Origin of the sequence: Agrobacterium sp. YIC 4121 (assembly GCF_002008205.1) — a bacterium.
GTDB classification, from domain to species: Bacteria; Pseudomonadota; Alphaproteobacteria; order Rhizobiales; family Rhizobiaceae; genus Agrobacterium; species Agrobacterium leguminum.
In genome coordinates this window covers 56,755-71,520 of record NZ_MRDI01000001.1, presented here as the reverse complement: position 1 = coordinate 71,520, position 14,766 = coordinate 56,755, and the positions used below count along the sequence as shown (strand labels likewise).

Annotated in this window: 14 protein-coding genes; 9 read left to right on the top strand and 5 right to left on the bottom strand. The window is 62.0% G+C overall.

Annotated features, from left to right (window positions below; genetic code table 11):
* Positions 1-35 precede the first annotated feature (35 nt).
* The 3 genes from betI (at position 36) to betA (ending at position 4,031) form a co-directional block, all read left to right on the top strand.
* Positions 36-656 carry a transcriptional regulator BetI gene (gene betI, locus BTE54_RS00405; RefSeq protein ID WP_065654279.1) on the top strand — a complete coding sequence of 207 codons (621 nt, stop codon included), beginning with the start codon at positions 36-38 and terminating at the stop codon, positions 654-656.
* A gap of 30 nt (positions 657-686) precedes the next feature.
* Positions 687-2,150, top strand: a complete 1,464-nt coding sequence (betB, locus tag BTE54_RS00400; protein ID WP_065654830.1) for a betaine-aldehyde dehydrogenase — start codon at positions 687-689, stop codon at positions 2,148-2,150.
* 231 nt (positions 2,151-2,381) lie between these two features.
* Positions 2,382-4,031 (top strand): choline dehydrogenase, encoded by a 1,650-nt coding sequence (betA, locus tag BTE54_RS00390; RefSeq protein WP_078051125.1) that lies wholly within the window; start codon positions 2,382-2,384, stop codon positions 4,029-4,031.
* Between the two features lie 3 nt (positions 4,032-4,034).
* Here betA and BTE54_RS00385 read toward each other — a convergent pair whose 3' ends face one another.
* Positions 4,035-4,334 carry a type II toxin-antitoxin system RelE/ParE family toxin gene (locus tag BTE54_RS00385; RefSeq protein ID WP_078051124.1) on the bottom strand — a complete coding sequence of 100 codons (300 nt, stop codon included), beginning with the start codon at positions 4,332-4,334 and terminating at the stop codon, positions 4,035-4,037.
* Entirely contained in the window at positions 4,331-4,603 is a 273-nt protein-coding gene (locus BTE54_RS00380) for a YlcI/YnfO family protein (RefSeq protein ID WP_078051123.1), read from the bottom strand. Before BTE54_RS00380 ends, BTE54_RS00385 begins: the two co-directional genes overlap by 4 nt.
* 151 nt (positions 4,604-4,754) lie before the next feature.
* Between BTE54_RS00380 and BTE54_RS00375 the strand changes: the two genes are divergently transcribed.
* Positions 4,755-6,098: a chloride channel protein gene (locus BTE54_RS00375; protein ID WP_162934038.1), complete on the top strand. Its 1,344-nt coding sequence runs from the start codon at positions 4,755-4,757 to the stop codon at positions 6,096-6,098.
* 4 nt (positions 6,099-6,102) lie between these two features.
* Here BTE54_RS00375 and BTE54_RS00370 read toward each other — a convergent pair whose 3' ends face one another.
* On the bottom strand, positions 6,103-6,855 hold the full coding sequence (locus BTE54_RS00370) for a DUF3750 domain-containing protein (protein ID WP_198939038.1): 753 nt from the start codon (positions 6,853-6,855) through the stop codon (positions 6,103-6,105).
* A 73-nt stretch (positions 6,856-6,928) separates the two neighbouring features.
* Here BTE54_RS00370 and BTE54_RS00365 point away from each other — a divergent pair, with 73 nt between their 5' ends.
* Together BTE54_RS00365 and BTE54_RS00360 are read left to right on the top strand one after the other, a co-directional pair.
* Positions 6,929-7,927, top strand: a complete 999-nt coding sequence (locus tag BTE54_RS00365) for an asparaginase (protein ID WP_078051475.1) — start codon at positions 6,929-6,931, stop codon at positions 7,925-7,927.
* 134 nt (positions 7,928-8,061) lie between these two features.
* Complete coding sequence (locus BTE54_RS00360) at positions 8,062-8,682, top strand: glutathione S-transferase family protein (protein WP_078051121.1); 621 nt, start codon at positions 8,062-8,064, stop codon at positions 8,680-8,682.
* 150 nt (positions 8,683-8,832) lie between these two features.
* Here BTE54_RS00360 and BTE54_RS00355 read toward each other — a convergent pair whose 3' ends face one another.
* A complete protein-coding gene (locus tag BTE54_RS00355; RefSeq protein ID WP_078051120.1) occupies positions 8,833-9,492 on the bottom strand; it encodes a glutathione S-transferase family protein in 660 nt (219 codons plus the stop codon).
* A gap of 82 nt (positions 9,493-9,574) precedes the next feature.
* Complete coding sequence (locus BTE54_RS00350; RefSeq protein WP_078051119.1) at positions 9,575-10,090, bottom strand: MarR family transcriptional regulator; 516 nt, start codon at positions 10,088-10,090, stop codon at positions 9,575-9,577.
* Positions 10,091-10,231: 141 nt separating this feature from the next.
* Between BTE54_RS00350 and BTE54_RS00345 the strand changes: the two genes are divergently transcribed.
* The 3 genes from BTE54_RS00345 (at position 10,232) to BTE54_RS00335 (ending at position 14,713) form a co-directional block, all read left to right on the top strand.
* Entirely contained in the window at positions 10,232-11,761 is a 1,530-nt protein-coding gene (locus BTE54_RS00345) for an MDR family MFS transporter (RefSeq protein WP_198939037.1), read from the top strand.
* Between the two features lie 308 nt (positions 11,762-12,069).
* The gene (locus BTE54_RS00340) at positions 12,070-13,086 is read left to right on the top strand and encodes a ligase-associated DNA damage response exonuclease (RefSeq protein ID WP_185740704.1); all 1,017 of its coding nucleotides are present in this window, start codon (positions 12,070-12,072) and stop codon (positions 13,084-13,086) included.
* Position 13,087: 1 nt separating this feature from the next.
* A complete protein-coding gene (locus tag BTE54_RS00335; protein ID WP_078051118.1) occupies positions 13,088-14,713 on the top strand; it encodes a cisplatin damage response ATP-dependent DNA ligase in 1,626 nt (541 codons plus the stop codon).
* Positions 14,714-14,766 lie beyond the last annotated feature (53 nt).

The following is a 14,766-nucleotide window of genomic DNA, read 5'->3' as shown; positions in this document are numbered from 1 at the left end:
ATCAAGAATATTTTGCCGCCATCAAGGAGACGCTTATGCCCAAGATCGGAATGGAGCCTCTGCGCCGGAAGGCGCTGGTGGATGCGGCGCTTCGCACCATAGGCCACCATGGTTCGCTGAATGTGACGATGTCGGATATCGCCCGGGAAGCGGGTGTATCGGCGGCGCTCGCGCATCATTATTTCGGCAGCAAGCAGCAGCTTCTGCTGGAAACCATTCGCAGCCTGCTGCGCGATCTCAGGCGTGATGCGGTCGCGGCTTTGACCCGCGCTTCCGGCCCGCGTGAAAGGTTGAGCGCCATCGTGCATGTCTCCTTCCAGAGCGACCAGTTCACGCCCGAAACGGTGGCGGCATGGCTTGCCTTTTATGTCGAGGCGCAGCGCTCGGAAGAAACCCGCCGCCTGCTCGTGCTCTATTCGCGTCGTCTGCGCTCCAACCTCATGGCAAGCCTCAACCGGCTTTGCCCGCCAGACGATGCCGCACGCATCGCAGAAGGCGCGGCCGCCCTGATCGACGGGCTTTACATTCGCCACAGCCTGCGCTCGGCCCCGCTCGGCCTTGCCTCCGCACCGGCGCTTGTCGAGGATTATTTCGACATGCAACTCAAATCTTTTCCCGATGGACAGCGCCCAAAGCCGTCCATCCGCGTTCTTTAAGGAGACTTCGACATGACCATCGCGACACCGCTGAAGGCGCAGCCGAAAGCCTCGCATTTCATCGACGGGGACTATGTCGAAGACACGACCGGCACGCCGTTCGAGAGCATCTTCCCGGCCACCGGCGAGGTGATTGCAAGGCTGCATGCGGCAACGCCTGCCATCGTCGAGCGCGCCATCGCATCGGCCAAACGGGCGCAGAAGGAATGGGCGGCGATGAGCCCGATGGCGCGCGGCCGCATCCTCAAACGCGCCGCCGATATCATGCGCGAGCGCAACGATGCGTTGTCCACGCTGGAGACGCTGGATACCGGCAAGCCGATTCAGGAAACCATCGTCGCTGACCCGACCTCCGGCGCGGATGCCTTCGAATTTTTCGGCGGCATCGCCCCTTCCGCGCTGAACGGCGATTACATCCCCCTCGGCGGCGATTTTGCCTATACCAAGCGCGTGCCGCTCGGCGTCTGCGTCGGCATCGGAGCGTGGAACTATCCGCAGCAGATCGCCTGCTGGAAGGCCGCTCCCGCGCTGGTCGCCGGCAATGCCATGGTCTTCAAACCTTCGGAAAACACCCCGCTCGGCGCCTTGAAGATCGCCGAAATCCTCATCGAAGCCGGCCTGCCAAAGGGCCTGTTCAACGTCATTCAGGGCGATCGCGATACCGGCCCGCTGCTGGTTAACCACCCGGATGTGGCCAAGGTCTCGCTTACCGGCTCAGTCCCGACCGGCCGCAAGGTAGCCGCCGCCGCTGCCGGGCATCTGAAGCACGTGACCATGGAACTCGGCGGCAAATCGCCGCTGATCGTCTTCGACGACGCCGATATCGAAAGCGCTGTCGGCGGGGCCATGCTCGGCAACTTCTATTCCTCCGGCCAGGTCTGCTCCAACGGCACCCGCGTCTTCGTGCAGAAAAAGGCGAAGGAGCGTTTCCTCGACAATCTGAAGCGCCGCACGGAGGCGATGATCCTCGGCGATCCGCTCGACTACGCCACCCATCTCGGCCCGCTGGTCTCCAAGGCCCAGCAGGAGAAGGTCCTTTCCTATATCGAAAAGGGTAAGGCAGAGGGCGCGACGCTCATCACCGGCGGCGGCATTCCCAACAACGTCTCGGGCGAGGGCGCTTATGTGCAGCCGACCGTCTTCGCCGATGTGACCGACGACATGACCATCGCCCGCGAGGAAATCTTCGGGCCCGTCATGTGCGTGCTGGATTTCGACGATGAAGACGAGGTTCTTACCCGCGCCAACGCCACCGAATTCGGCCTCGCCGGCGGCGTCTTCACCGCCGATCTCGCCCGCGCCCATCGCGTGGTGGACCAGCTGGAAGCGGGCACGCTGTGGATCAATACCTATAATCTCTGCCCGGTCGAAATCCCCTTCGGCGGTTCCAAGCAATCCGGCTTCGGGCGGGAGAATTCGGCCGCCGCGCTGGAGCATTATAGTGAGTTGAAGACGGTTTATGTGAGCACTGGGAAGGTGGACGCGCCTTATTGATGGGGCGGTGCGTGGGGCTAACCCCCCTCTGTCCTGCCGGACATCTCCCCCTCAAGGGGGGAGATCGATATGCGGCGAGGTCGCGCCCATCTCAACGTCAGCGAATGAAGCGGCGGTAGCGCCGCTTGCCGATCTCCCCCCTTGAGGGGGAGATGCCCGGCAGGGCAGAGGGGGGTGAAACCCCAGCCGCATACGGTCATCGGAACCAACGCTCATCGGAGAGAGCAGATCATGCAAGCAGATTACGTCATCGTCGGTTCGGGTTCCGCAGGCTCCGCCATCGCCTATCGCCTGTCGGAAGACGGCCGCTATTCGGTGATCGTCATCGAGGCCGGCGGTTCGGATTTCGGCCCCTTCATCCAGATGCCGGCCGCACTCGCATGGCCGATGAGCATGAAGCGCTATAATTGGGGCTATCTCTCCGAGCCCGAGCCGAACCTCGACAATCGCCGCATCACGGCCCCGCGCGGCAAGGTTATCGGCGGTTCGTCCTCCATCAACGGCCTCGTTTACGTGCGCGGCCATGCCGAGGATTTCAACCGCTGGGAAGAGCTTGGCGCGCATGGCTGGGCCTATGCGGATGTGCTGCCTTACTTCAAGCGCATGGAACACAGCCATGGCGGCGAAGAAGGCTGGCGCGGCACGGACGGGCCGCTGCATGTGCAGCGCGGCCCGGTCAACAATCCGCTGTTCCACGCCTTCATTCAGGCGGGCGCTGAGGCCGGTTTCGAGCTGACCGACGACTATAACGGCTCCAAGCAGGAGGGGTTCGGCCTGATGGAGCAGACCATCCATAATGGCCGCCGCTGGTCCGCTGCCAATGCCTATCTGAAACCGGCGCTGAAGCGCGGCAATGTCACGCTGGTCAACGGCTTCGCCCGCAAGATCGTCATCGAGAATGGCCGCGCGGTTGGCGTCGAGATCGAGCGCAAGGGCGTGGTGGAAACCATTCCGGCCAATCGCGAGGTCATCGTCTCGGCATCCTCCTTCAATTCGCCGAAACTGCTGATGCTCTCAGGCATCGGCCCCGCCGCGCACCTGAAAGACATGGGCATTGAGGTGAAGGCGGATCGCCCGGGCGTGGGCGAGAACCTTCAGGACCATATGGAGTTTTATTTCCAGCAGGTCTCCACCAAGCCGGTCTCGCTTTATTCCTGGCTGCCATGGTTCTGGCAGGGCGTGGCGGGTGCGCAATGGCTGCTGTCGAAAGGCGGGCTTGGCGCTTCCAACCAGTTCGAGGCCTGTGCTTTCCTGCGCTCAGCAGCCGGTCTGAAGCAGCCTGACATCCAGTATCATTTCCTGCCCGTTGCCATTTCCTATGATGGCAAAGCGGCGGCGAAAAGCCATGGTTTTCAGGTGCATGTAGGTTACAACCTGTCGAAATCGCGCGGGAATGTTACCTTGCGTTCCGCAGACCCACATGACGACCCGGTCATCCGCTTCAACTATATGAGCCACCCGGAAGACTGGGAAAAATTCCGCCATTGCGTGCGCCTGACGCGCGATATCTTCAGCCAGAAAGCCTTTGACGATTTTCGCGGACCGGAAATCCAGCCCGGCGAAAATGTGGAGACGGATGAGGAGATCGACGCCTTTTTGCGCGAGCATCTGGAAAGCGCCTATCACCCCTGCGGCACCTGCCGCATGGGCGACAGGGACGACCCGATGGCCGTCGTCGATCCCGAATGCCGGGTGATTGGCGTTGAGGGCTTGAGAGTGGCGGACAGCTCGATCTTCCCGCATGTGACCTATGGCAACCTCAACGGCCCGTCGATCATGACCGGCGAAAAGGCGGCGGATCATATTCTCGGCAAGACCCCGCTGCCGCGCTCCAATCAGGAACCGTGGGTAAACCCGCGCGCGGCCGTGAGCGACCGGTAAGGATCAATGGTAATCGTCCTCGCGCTGGTGGCGGATCGCGAGGATGGACACGGTTTCCGCATCTTCGATTTGAATGAGGACGATGTAACCGGAAGATCCGAACGGAACGATCAGTTCTCGTAAGAGTGCGTTGTCCCCAGGCGCCTTGCGCGTTGCGAAAGGAAACTCGCTCAGTCCCTCAATCGTCGAAATGATGCGGTCCACGGCTTTTTCCGCCGTCGAAAAATCCTTTTCCAGTAAAAAATCATATAGCCGGGTTATGTCCGCTCGGGCTGCAATCGTGTACCGGAGATTGAAGGTCACTCGCCACGCTCAGCTTTCTTGGCGGCGAGCATCGCCCGCAATTCCGCATGCACCTCTTCGGCCGAATAAAAAATCCCCGTGCGTTTGGATTCCTCGAGTGACGCCAGCCCGCGCGCAATGAATTCCGCCTGGGATTTACGGATTTCCACCTGCCTGCGCACGGACTCTTCAACGAAGGAAGAAAGCGTCTCGCCTTCCTTCAGCACGCTTTCAGCAGCCTCGCGAAAATCCGCCGTCACCCGCAGCGAAGGGATCGTTGCCGTTTTCATGTCTACGTCTCCGTGCGTTGCAATTGCGATGCAAAGAATGCGCCGATAGGGGCGACCTGTCAAATGCAAAACCTTGCAATCGAGCCCAGGGAGGCAGATAAACGGGCATCCCGCCCGAGAAACAATACCAAAATCACCGATCTGGACCGTCATGCCCGTCGACTACAAAAAGCTGAAGATGCTCCGCCGTTCCCGTGTCGTTTGGGGTTCGTGGCGGGTGTGGAGGCCGAGGGCGGTTTTCTGGATTGGCGCGATTGCGGTCGGCCTTATCAGCGTCGGCTTTGCGTGGGCGGCGGATCGGGCCCAGCACCTTTTCTTCGCGGCAACCTCATCGGGCGAATGGGCGTTTCTGCTGCCGCTCATCATCACGCCGCTCGGCTTCACGCTCTGCGCCTGGCTCGCGATCACGGTTTTCCCCAATGCCGGCGGCAGCGGCATCCCGCAGGCCATCGCCGCGCGGCACCTGCGGGAAGATGCGGACCGTTCGCGACTTCTGTCGCTGAAGCTCGCTTTCGGCAAGGTGGTGTTGACCGTTGCTGGCCTGCTCTCCGGTGCCTCCATCGGCCGTGAGGGCCCGACCGTTCAGGTTGGCGCCTCGATCATGCTGCAGGCCGCCCGCTGGGGCGGCATGGCGCAGGCGAAGGGACTTATTCTCGCTGGCTCGGCGGCGGGCATTGCGGCGGCCTTCAACACGCCGCTCGCCGGCATCGTCTTCGCTATCGAGGAAATGAGCAAGACCTATGAATCCCGCGCCAATGGCCTCGTTCTCACTGCCGTCATCCTGTCGGGCCTCGCTTCGCTGGCGCTGGTCGGCAGCTATACCTATTTCGGCACCAGTTCGGTGATGGCGAAAACGACCATGGACTGGCTGCTGGTTCTGGTCTGCGGCATTGGCGGCGGCGCGTTCGGCGCGCTGTTCAGCGCCGGTGCCCTGAGGCTCTCGGCACGTATCCGCCGTTTTGCCCAGACCATGCCGCTGAAGCGGATGCTGGCGGTCGCCGCCGCCTGCGGCCTTGCCTCCGCCGTCCTCGGCATCGCGACTGGCGGCGCGACCTTCGGCACCGGTTACGAACAGGCACGCGCGGCAATCGAGGGCGAGGCCGCGCCGGCATTCTTCTTCATCGAAAAACTGGCGGCGACGTTCCTCGCCATGATGTCGGGCATTCCGGGCGGCATTTTCGCGCCGTCGCTGTCAGTAGGCGCGGGCTTTGGCAGCACCATGGCCACCCTGCTCGGCACCAGCATCGGCCTTGGCGCCATTGTCGGCATGGCGGGTTATTTTGCCGGCGTGGTGCAGGCGCCGATGACGGCTTTTGTCATTATCCTTGAAATGACCGGCAATCATGAAGGCGTCATGCCCATCATGGCCGCATCGATGCTCGGATATCTGACGTCGCGGCTTTTCTCCCGCGAGCCGCTTTATCATGGCCTGTCGCGGGTCTTCATCGCCCAGAGCATCCGCGCCAGACGCGCCGCTCAGGCCACTGAAACGTGATGGCTCAAGCCCTGATGCCCGCCACCCCGAAATAACCGAGCCCCGGTATCTTCACGCCGGGCCGGCTGAAATCGATGCCGGCGACAAGTCCGAGGAAATTGATCTCGAAGCCGCTGCGCGCACCGGCCGAAATGCCGAACAGGCCGCCGAGCGAAACGCTCGCATCCTTCCAGTCGTCGGCGATGTGGTAGAATGCGCCGTCCGGCAGATAGTCGCGGCCGACCGCGTCCGGCGGCAGCACGACGCCGAGCTCGGGCACGCTGCGCAGCACATGCGCGACGAACGTGTTGGAGTTGGGGCCGGGATAGATGCGATAGCCGCCCGGCTTGCCATAGGGATAGTCGGCAATCGCCTTTTCTATCTTGGGGATCAGCTTTTCCGCCTCTGCACCGTGAATGGCCACCACCTGGCGCGGCATGTTGGAATACCAGTAGGCATCCGCCGCATAACCATTGTGGCGGATCGGCGTGCCCCAGCCCACCTTGTCATAACGGTCATAGCTCGCGGCACCCGGCTTTTTCAGCACGACCCAGGCGTGGCTGGCGACGGAGCCCTTGAAGCCGCCGGTCATGGCGGAAAAGATGTAAACGGCGGCTTCGGCGTTGCTGGACGCCGCCGGCAGCATGCCGGAGGACGACCATCTTGCGGCGTTCCAGCCGCGCGGATGGTCTTTCATGGCCCACAGCCCGGCCGATGCCAGCGCGGGAAGCAGATAGATAACGGCAATCGCCAGCAGCAGACGTTTTGCAAATTTCACGAACAGCCCCGTGCATCGAAAAATCAATTGCGGTATCAACCACATGAAATCAGAATTTTTTGAGGCTGCGAAAATGAACAATTCCGTTACCGTCGAAGTCACCCGCGGCAACCTCGTGGAAAGCCGCCATCAGGGCCTTGCCGTGGTGGTGGATGGCGATGGCGGCGTGCTGTTTTCGGCGGGCGATATCGAGCGCGGCATCTTCCCGCGTTCCGCCTGCAAGGCCATGCAGGCGCTGCCGCTGGTGGAAAGCGGCGCTGCGGATGCCTACGGCTTCGGCAACCGCGAACTGGCGCTTGCCTGTTCCTCCCATTCCGGCGAGGACGCGCATGTGGAGCTCGCCGCTTCGATGCTGGCGAAGGCGGGCAGGGATGCCGATACGCTGGAATGCGGCGCGCACTGGTCTTCCGACCAGAAAACCATCATCCATCAGGCCCGCACGCTGGAAAAGCCGACGGCGCTTCACAATAATTGCTCCGGCAAACATTCCGGTTTCATCTGCGCCTGCTGCCACACCGGCACTGACCCCAAGGGCTATGTCGGTTACGATCACCCGCTGCAGCAGGAAATCCGCGCCACGATGGCAAGCCTGACGGGTGCTGCTCTCGGTCAGGACAATTGCGGCGTGGATGGCTGCTCCATCCCCACCTATGCCGTACCGCTCAAAGGGCTGGCGCATGGTTTCGCGAAAATGGCGACGGGCAGGGGGCTGGAACCGGGCCGTGCGAAAGCCTTGCGCCGTCTCGTGAAGGCCTGCATGGCGGAGCCCTTTTACGTGGCGGGTACCGGCCGCGCCTGCACGAAACTGATGCAGATCGCGCCGGGAAAAATCTTCGCAAAGACCGGCGCGGAGGGCGTCTTCGTCGCCGCCCTGCCGGAAAAGGGCATTGCCATGGCGGTGAAATGCGAAGACGGCACGACGCGGGCGGCGGAAGCCATGGTCTCGGCATTGCTTGCGCGCTATTTCGATGAAGGCAGCGCCGAGCAGCAGGCTTTGAGCGGCATGGCGAACCGGCAGATGCGCAACTGGAACGGCATCCATGTCGGCGATGTCAGAGTCGTCGGGCTTTAAATAACCTTTGACGCGGCCGGTTGCGGGCACGATGATGACGTGCCCTGCGTGTGACGGCCATCCCATGGCCGCCGAAGGGCGGCGTCCGCATGAGGAAGAAACGGGCGCTTCATTGCTCTGGAGGTCGCATATCCATGTTCACACTGTTTTTCTCCCCCGGTTCCTGCTCCCGCGCCAGCCATATCGTGCTTGAGGAATCCGGCCTGCCTTACAAGGCTCATCGCGTCAATTTCGCGGAGGGCGAGCAACGCTCCGAGGCATTTTTAAAGATCAATCCGAAGGGTCGCGTGCCCGCATTGGCCACGGCAAGCGGCGTGCTGACGGAGACGCCCGCCATCCTCGCCTTCATCGCCCAGATGGCGCCGGAAAAGAAGCTCGCGCCGCTCGACGATCCATTCGAATTCGCGCTGATGCAGTCCTTCAACGCCTTCATTTCTTCCACCGTGCATGTCGCCCACGCGCATGGCCGACGCGGCAGCCGCTGGGCGAATGAGGATAGTTCGCTGGCCGATATGAAAGCCAAGGTGCCGCAGACCATGGGCGAGTGCTTCGAACTGATCGAGCACGGCATGCTGCACGGCCCATGGGTTTTGGGCACGGCCTATTCGGTTGCCGATCCCTATCTTTTCGTCATGTCCGGCTGGCTGGAAAGCGATGGGGTGGATATTGCCCGCTTCCCGAAAGTGCACGACCACTTCCGCCGCATGAACGACCGCCCGGCGGTGCAGCGGGCGCTGGCGGGCGAGAGGGGCTGAGGGGCTCAGTATTTCCGTCATTCCGGCCCTGAGCCGGAATCCAGCCGACGCGCGTCTGCGCGGCGAGAAGAGCACTTTCAGCCCAAGGACTTGGGCTGGCTGGATGCCGGATCAGGTCCGGCATGACGGAGGGGTAAAGGGCTCTCCCGCTCAGGCCGCCTCGGCCGCACGCGTATCCCACATGGTCTTGAACGCTGTGCGGGCCTGGCAGCGATCCAGCCAGGCTTTCAGCGCCGGATGGGCATCGAACAGCGGCTTGTGGCCCTGCGCGTAACGAACGATTTCCGCCGCGTTGAGATCGGCGACGGTGAAACGGTCGCCCACCAGATAGTCGTGGCTGGAAAGATGCTGCTCCAGCACCCGGAAGGGGCGCTTCAGCAGCCGGGCGGCGACATCGATCACGGCCTTGCCGCTATCGCTTTCCGAAAGGCCTTCGGCGATGGCGGAGGAAATCTTCAGCGAATTGGTCTCGATTTCGGTGGCGGCAAAGAAGGACCATTGCAGCATCGCCGCATCTTCCTTCAGGTCGATGGGGGCGAGCGGTCCGCCATATTTGCGGGCAAGGTAGAGATTGATGGCCATGGATTCGTAAAGCACCATGCCGTCATCCTCGATGCAGGGAATGGTGCCCATCGGGTTGACGGCGAGAAATGCGGGAGACAGCGTGTTGAGCGGCGCATCCGCAGCCAGCGGATCGGCAAGGCGGCGGGCCTGTATCACGGGCACATGCTTGAATTCTATGCCCAGTTCACCCGCAAGCCACAGCGTGCGCGTGGCACGGGAACGGTAGACACCGTAGATCGTCAACATCGAAATTACCCCTTGACCAGTTCGATCCACGGCACGTTACGGTTTCGTCGTTTTAAAGTGAAGTTGCAGATCGCCGGGGCAGCTATGATTTTTTCTGATCCGTGAAGAAGTCCGTATCCGGCGACAGACGATTTTCGAAACGGTCGATAAAGCGTTCGAACAGGCGGGCGAATGTTTCCACATCCTCCGCCGGCCATCCATCCATCACATCCTCGATGACGCTCATCTTGGTCCGGCGCATTTCCTGCAAAAGACTGGTGCCGAGCGGCGTGATCTCGACAATGCTGCGGCGGCCGTCCTTCTGGGAAACGCCGCGTTTCAGCAGGCCGCGCCCCACCATATCCGCCACCACCCGGCTGCCGCGGGAAGGGTCGATGCGCATGCCCTCGGCAATCGCACCCACGGTGACATCGCCTTCCGCCCGGCGCAGAATATCGAGAACGTCGATATGGGAAAGTTCGAGACCCGGAGCGAGCTTGGCAAGCGCCATGCGGCCGATGATGCGGCGGCCGATCATGATGCGCATACGCGTCATCGTATTGCCGATCCGCTTGATGTCCTCGGGCAGATCCTCGTTCCAGTTTTCCTCAGTCGCCACGCTTCATCGTCCCTTTCGATGCTGTTTTCCGATCACATTTAGCGGCATTAGCACAGATGTCAAAAGCTTGCCATTGACATATATATGCTGATAGCACACAAATTGTCGCAGCAAAACCGCCGGAAGCCAACGAGATTTTTCATGGATATGTCCACCGCCCCCGTGGCGCCGCTTGTGTCGGATCATCGGCGCAGGCTCATCGTCTTTCTGTTCCTGATGCTGGCCATGTTCATGGCGACCCTCGATAACCAGATCGTATCGACAGCATTGCCCACCATCGTCGGCGAGTTCGGCGCGCTGGAGCGTTTCGGCTGGATCGGCTCGGCCTATCTTCTGGCGACTAGCGCCGTCATGCCTGTCTACGGCAAGCTCGGCGATCTGTTCGGCCGCAAATATGTGATGATCGCGGCGGTCGTCATCTTCACGCTCGGCTCGCTCGCCTGCGGTCTGGCATGGTCGATGGATTCGCTGATTGCCGCCCGCGTGTTGCAGGGGCTTGGCGGCGGCGGCATCATGGTCTCGATCTTTTCCGTCAATGCGGATCTGTTCGAACCGCGCGAACGCGCCCGCTACCAGAGCTATTCCAGCCTCACCATCATGGCGTCGGGCAGCGTCGGCCCGATCCTCGGCGGCACGATGAGCGACCTGTTCGGCTGGCGGTCGATCTTCCTCATCAACCTGCCACTCGGTATTATCGTGATTGCAGGGCTGGCGCTGATGCTGCCGTACCGTCGTCCGGCCCGCCAGCCGAAGATCGATTATCTCGGCGCGGTGCTCTTGGCGGCCACCATTGCCAGCGTGGTCTTCTGGGCCGACAGCAGCGAATTGTTCGGCTCGCTCATCGCAGCCCCCAGCCTCGGCATCATTGCTTTCGCCGTCATCGCCGCCTTTCTCTGGGTGCAGGTGGAACGCCGCGCGCCGGAACCGGTCGTGCCGCTGCGTCTCTTCAAGGACAGCACCTTTCCGCTGTTGATGATCGTGTCGCTGACCAGCGGCGGCATCGGTATCGGCATGGTCAATTATTATGCCCTGTTCCTGCAGACCACGACCGGGCTTTCACCCTCCCATGCCGGCCTGTTCTTCATCGCCGTTACCGGCGGCATCGTCATGGGCTCGCTTTCGGCGGGACGGCTGATTTCGATTACCGGCCTCTACAAGCCCTTCTCGGTGGCGGGCCTCTCCATCAACGTCATCGCCATGCTGCTCTTCACGCAGATGCATGCAGGAACGCCGCTTTGGGTTATTGCGGTCCTCATGTTGGCACAAGGCTTTGCGGTCGGCCTCGGCCAGCAGGCGCCGATCATCGGCGTGCAGAATTCCGCGCCCAAGGCGGATATCGGTGCGGCGAGCGGCGCGGTGACCCTGACCCGCATGGGTGGCGCTGCCATTGCCATTTCGGTCTATGGCGCCATCGTGTCATCGAGCCTGAAGGGCGTGGCGGTCGACATTCCCGGCGTCGGCAAGATCGAGGAACTGACGCCTAAAATCCTCTCCGAACTTCCCGCCGCCTCGCAGGCCGCCGTCGCCTCGCTCTATTCGGATGCGTTTACGCCGCTCTTCTTCGCCGCAGCCGCAACCGCCGCCATCGGCCTTGCGGCGGCGCTGATGCTGAAACCGGTGCGACTGCCGGCGGCGGTGCAGGCAAAGCCGGCCGAAGGGGCGGGGGAGTAAGAGCTGTCACCTAAGACGGTGCGATGGGATTGACGCACCTTGTTCACGTTACTCACCATACCCTCATCCCTGTGCTTGTCACAGGGATCCAGCCGGCCCAAGTCCTTGGGCTGAAAAGACTCTTCCCACCGCGCGGACGCGCGTTGGCTGGATTCCTGTGACGAGCACAGGAATGAGGGAAAGTAGGGGCCGTGCAATGTGTCTCACCACTATGGTCCCGTAAAACAAAAACACCCCCACTGGAAATTTAACGCCCGTTCCGCGTTATGCTCGCAGCACTTTACATTCGCGCGGGCGGCCCTATCTCAATGAATATGAAGCCGGAACAGCTCCTGAATTCCACGCCCAAGGGCCTTTATTGCCCGGCGGGCGATTTTTATATCGATCCCGTGCGCCCGGTGGCGCGGGCGCTCATCACCCATGGCCATTCCGATCACGCCCGCGCCGGCCATGGCGCGGTACTGGCCACGCGCCAGACGCTGGATATCATGCGTATCCGTTACGGTGAGGATTTCTGCGGCAGCGAGCAGGCGGTGGCATTCGGCGAGACGGTGGAGGTGAACGGCGTCACCGCCGGTTTCCATCCCGCCGGTCATGTGCTGGGTTCGGCGCAAATCTCGGTGGAAATGAACGGCCTGCGCATCGTCGCGTCCGGCGATTACAAGCGCGGCGTCGACCCCACCTGCGCACCCTTCGAGATCGTTCCCTGCGATGTCTTCATCACCGAGGCCACCTTCGGCCTGCCGGTGTTTCACCATCCGTTGCCGCGCGTGGAAATCGGCAAGCTGCTCACCTCCATCAAACAGTTTCCCGAGCGGACGCACCTTGTCGGCGCCTATTCGCTGGGCAAGGCGCAGCGCGTCATCCGGCTTTTGCGGGACAACGGTTATTCCGATCCCATTTATATTCACGGCGCGCTGGCGCGGCTTTGCGATTATTACGTCTCGCAGGGCATCGATCTCGGCGATCTGCGCCCGGCAACACTTGAAAAAAGCGATCCTTCCGCCTTCAAGGGCGCCATCGTCGTCGGTCCACCCTCGGCTTTTCAGGAACGCTGGGCGCGACGCTTCAATGAACCGCTCATCGCTTTCGCGTCCGGCTGGATGATGGTGCGGCAGAGGGCAAAGCAGGGCGGAGTTGAACTGCCGCTCGTCATATCAGACCATTGCGACTGGCCGGAACTGCTGGAGACGATCAAGGAAATCTCGCCGCAGGCCGTCTGGGTCACCCATGGCCGTGAGGAGGCGTTGGTGCGCTGGTGCGAGTTACAGGGCATTGCCGCCAAGCCGCTGCATCTTGTCGGTTACGAGGATGAGGGGGATTGAGATGAAAGCCTTCGCCACGCTGCTCGACCGCCTCGTTCTCACCCCTTCGCGCAACGGCAAACTGAAGCTGCTGACCGATTATTTTCGCGATACGCCCGATCCCGACCGGGGTTACGGGCTGGCGGCGATTGCCGGCACGCTGGACCTCAAAAGCGTCAAACCGGCCCTGCTGCGCGAATTGGTCTTGGAGCGGATGGATGAGGTTCTGTTCCGCTATTCCTATGATTATGTCGGCGATCTGGCCGAAACCATTTCGCTGGTCTGGGGCAATATCGGCGGCGCGGATGATTCCGAGGCGCAGGACCCGCGCCTCGGCGACGTCGTGACACTGATGAATTCACTCGGCCGCACGGAGGTGCGCGGCGCGGTGCGCGATCTTCTCGACCGGCTCGATACATCCTCGCGTTTCGCTTTTCTCAAACTCGCCACCGGCAGCCTGCGCATCGGCGTTTCGGCGCGGCTGGCACGGCAGGCGCTGGCCGATTTCGCCGGGAAAGACATCACCGAAATCGAGACCCTCTGGCACGGGCTGACGCCGCCCTATACGCCGCTTTTCGCCTGGCTGGAGGGCAAGTCCGATCGTCCGGTACTGGCCACACCCGCCATCTTCCATTCGGTGATGCTGGCGACGCCGGTTTCCGATGGCGACCTCGATGCGCTGGACCCGGCCGATTACGCCGCCGAATGGAAATGGGACGGCATTCGCGTGCAATTGTCCCGCTCCGGCGCCACGCGAAAACTCTATTCCCGTTCCGGCGACGATATTTCCGGCGCCTTTCCCGATGTTCTGGAGGCGATCGATTTCGAAGGCGTGATGGATGGCGAATTGCTGATTGGCGGCACAGCGCGCTCCAACAATCTCACCCGCACCTTCTCCGACCTGCAGCAGCGGCTGAACCGCAAGACGGTGACAGCGAAGATGCTGGATGATTATCCCGCCTTCATTCGCGCCTATGACCTGCTGTTCGATGGAGAGAGCGATATTCGCGCCGAAAGCTACATGGAGCGCCGCGGCCGCCTGTCGGATATCATCGAGCACGCACCGCATGACCGTTTCGACCTCTCGCCGCTGATCGAGTTTTCCAGCTGGCAGGAACTCGACACGCTGCGCGCCGCCCCTCCCGATCCGGTGATCGAGGGTGTGATGATCAAGCGCCGCGACAGCGCCTATCAGGCTGGCCGCGCCAAGGGGCCATGGTTCAAGTGGAAACGCGATCCCTATAATATCGACGCCGTGATGATGTATGCGCAGCGCGGCCACGGCAAGCGCTCTAGCTATTATTCCGATTTCACCTTCGGCGTCTGGGCGGAAGGCGAGGATGGCGAACAGCTCGTGCCCGTCGGAAAGGCCTATTTCGGCTTCACCGATGCGGAGCTGGAGGTGCTGGACAAATTCGTGCGCGACAACACGGTCGAGCGTTTCGGCCCGGTGCGGGCGGTGCGCGCCACGCCGGATTTCGGCTTCGTGCTGGAGGTGGCCTTCGAGGGCATCAACCGTTCCACTCGCCACAAATCCGGCGTCGCCATGCGCTTCCCGCGCATTGCGCGGCTGCGTGCCGACAAGCTGCCGGCGGAGGCGGACAGGCTTTCGACGCTGGTGGCGATGATCGATGGCGTGGAAGTGTAGGATGCCTTGGCCACCCCTCATCCTTCGTGGCAGGCACGGAAACGGGGAAGACG

Bases quoted from the DNA above. Each gene is read 5' to 3' on its own strand.
- BTE54_RS00335 (WP_078051118.1), top strand. From the start codon at position 13,088: ATGAAAGCCTTCGCCACGCTGCTCGACCGCCTCGTTCTCACCCCTTCG.
- betI (WP_065654279.1), top strand. From the start codon at position 36: ATGCCCAAGATCGGAATGGAGCCTCTGCGCCGGAAGGCGCTGGTGGAT.
- BTE54_RS00375 (WP_162934038.1), top strand. From the start codon at position 4,755: ATGCCCGTCGACTACAAAAAGCTGAAGATGCTCCGCCGTTCCCGTGTC.
- BTE54_RS00365 (WP_078051475.1), top strand. From the start codon at position 6,929: ATGAACAATTCCGTTACCGTCGAAGTCACCCGCGGCAACCTCGTGGAA.
- BTE54_RS00355 (WP_078051120.1), bottom strand. From the start codon at position 9,492: ATGTTGACGATCTACGGTGTCTACCGTTCCCGTGCCACGCGCACGCTG.
- BTE54_RS00380 (WP_078051123.1), bottom strand. From the start codon at position 4,603: ATGAAAACGGCAACGATCCCTTCGCTGCGGGTGACGGCGGATTTTCGC.
- BTE54_RS00345 (WP_198939037.1), top strand. From the start codon at position 10,232: ATGGATATGTCCACCGCCCCCGTGGCGCCGCTTGTGTCGGATCATCGG.
- BTE54_RS00360 (WP_078051121.1), top strand. From the start codon at position 8,062: ATGTTCACACTGTTTTTCTCCCCCGGTTCCTGCTCCCGCGCCAGCCAT.
- betA (WP_078051125.1), top strand. From the start codon at position 2,382: ATGCAAGCAGATTACGTCATCGTCGGTTCGGGTTCCGCAGGCTCCGCC.
- BTE54_RS00340 (WP_185740704.1), top strand. From the start codon at position 12,070: ATGAATATGAAGCCGGAACAGCTCCTGAATTCCACGCCCAAGGGCCTT.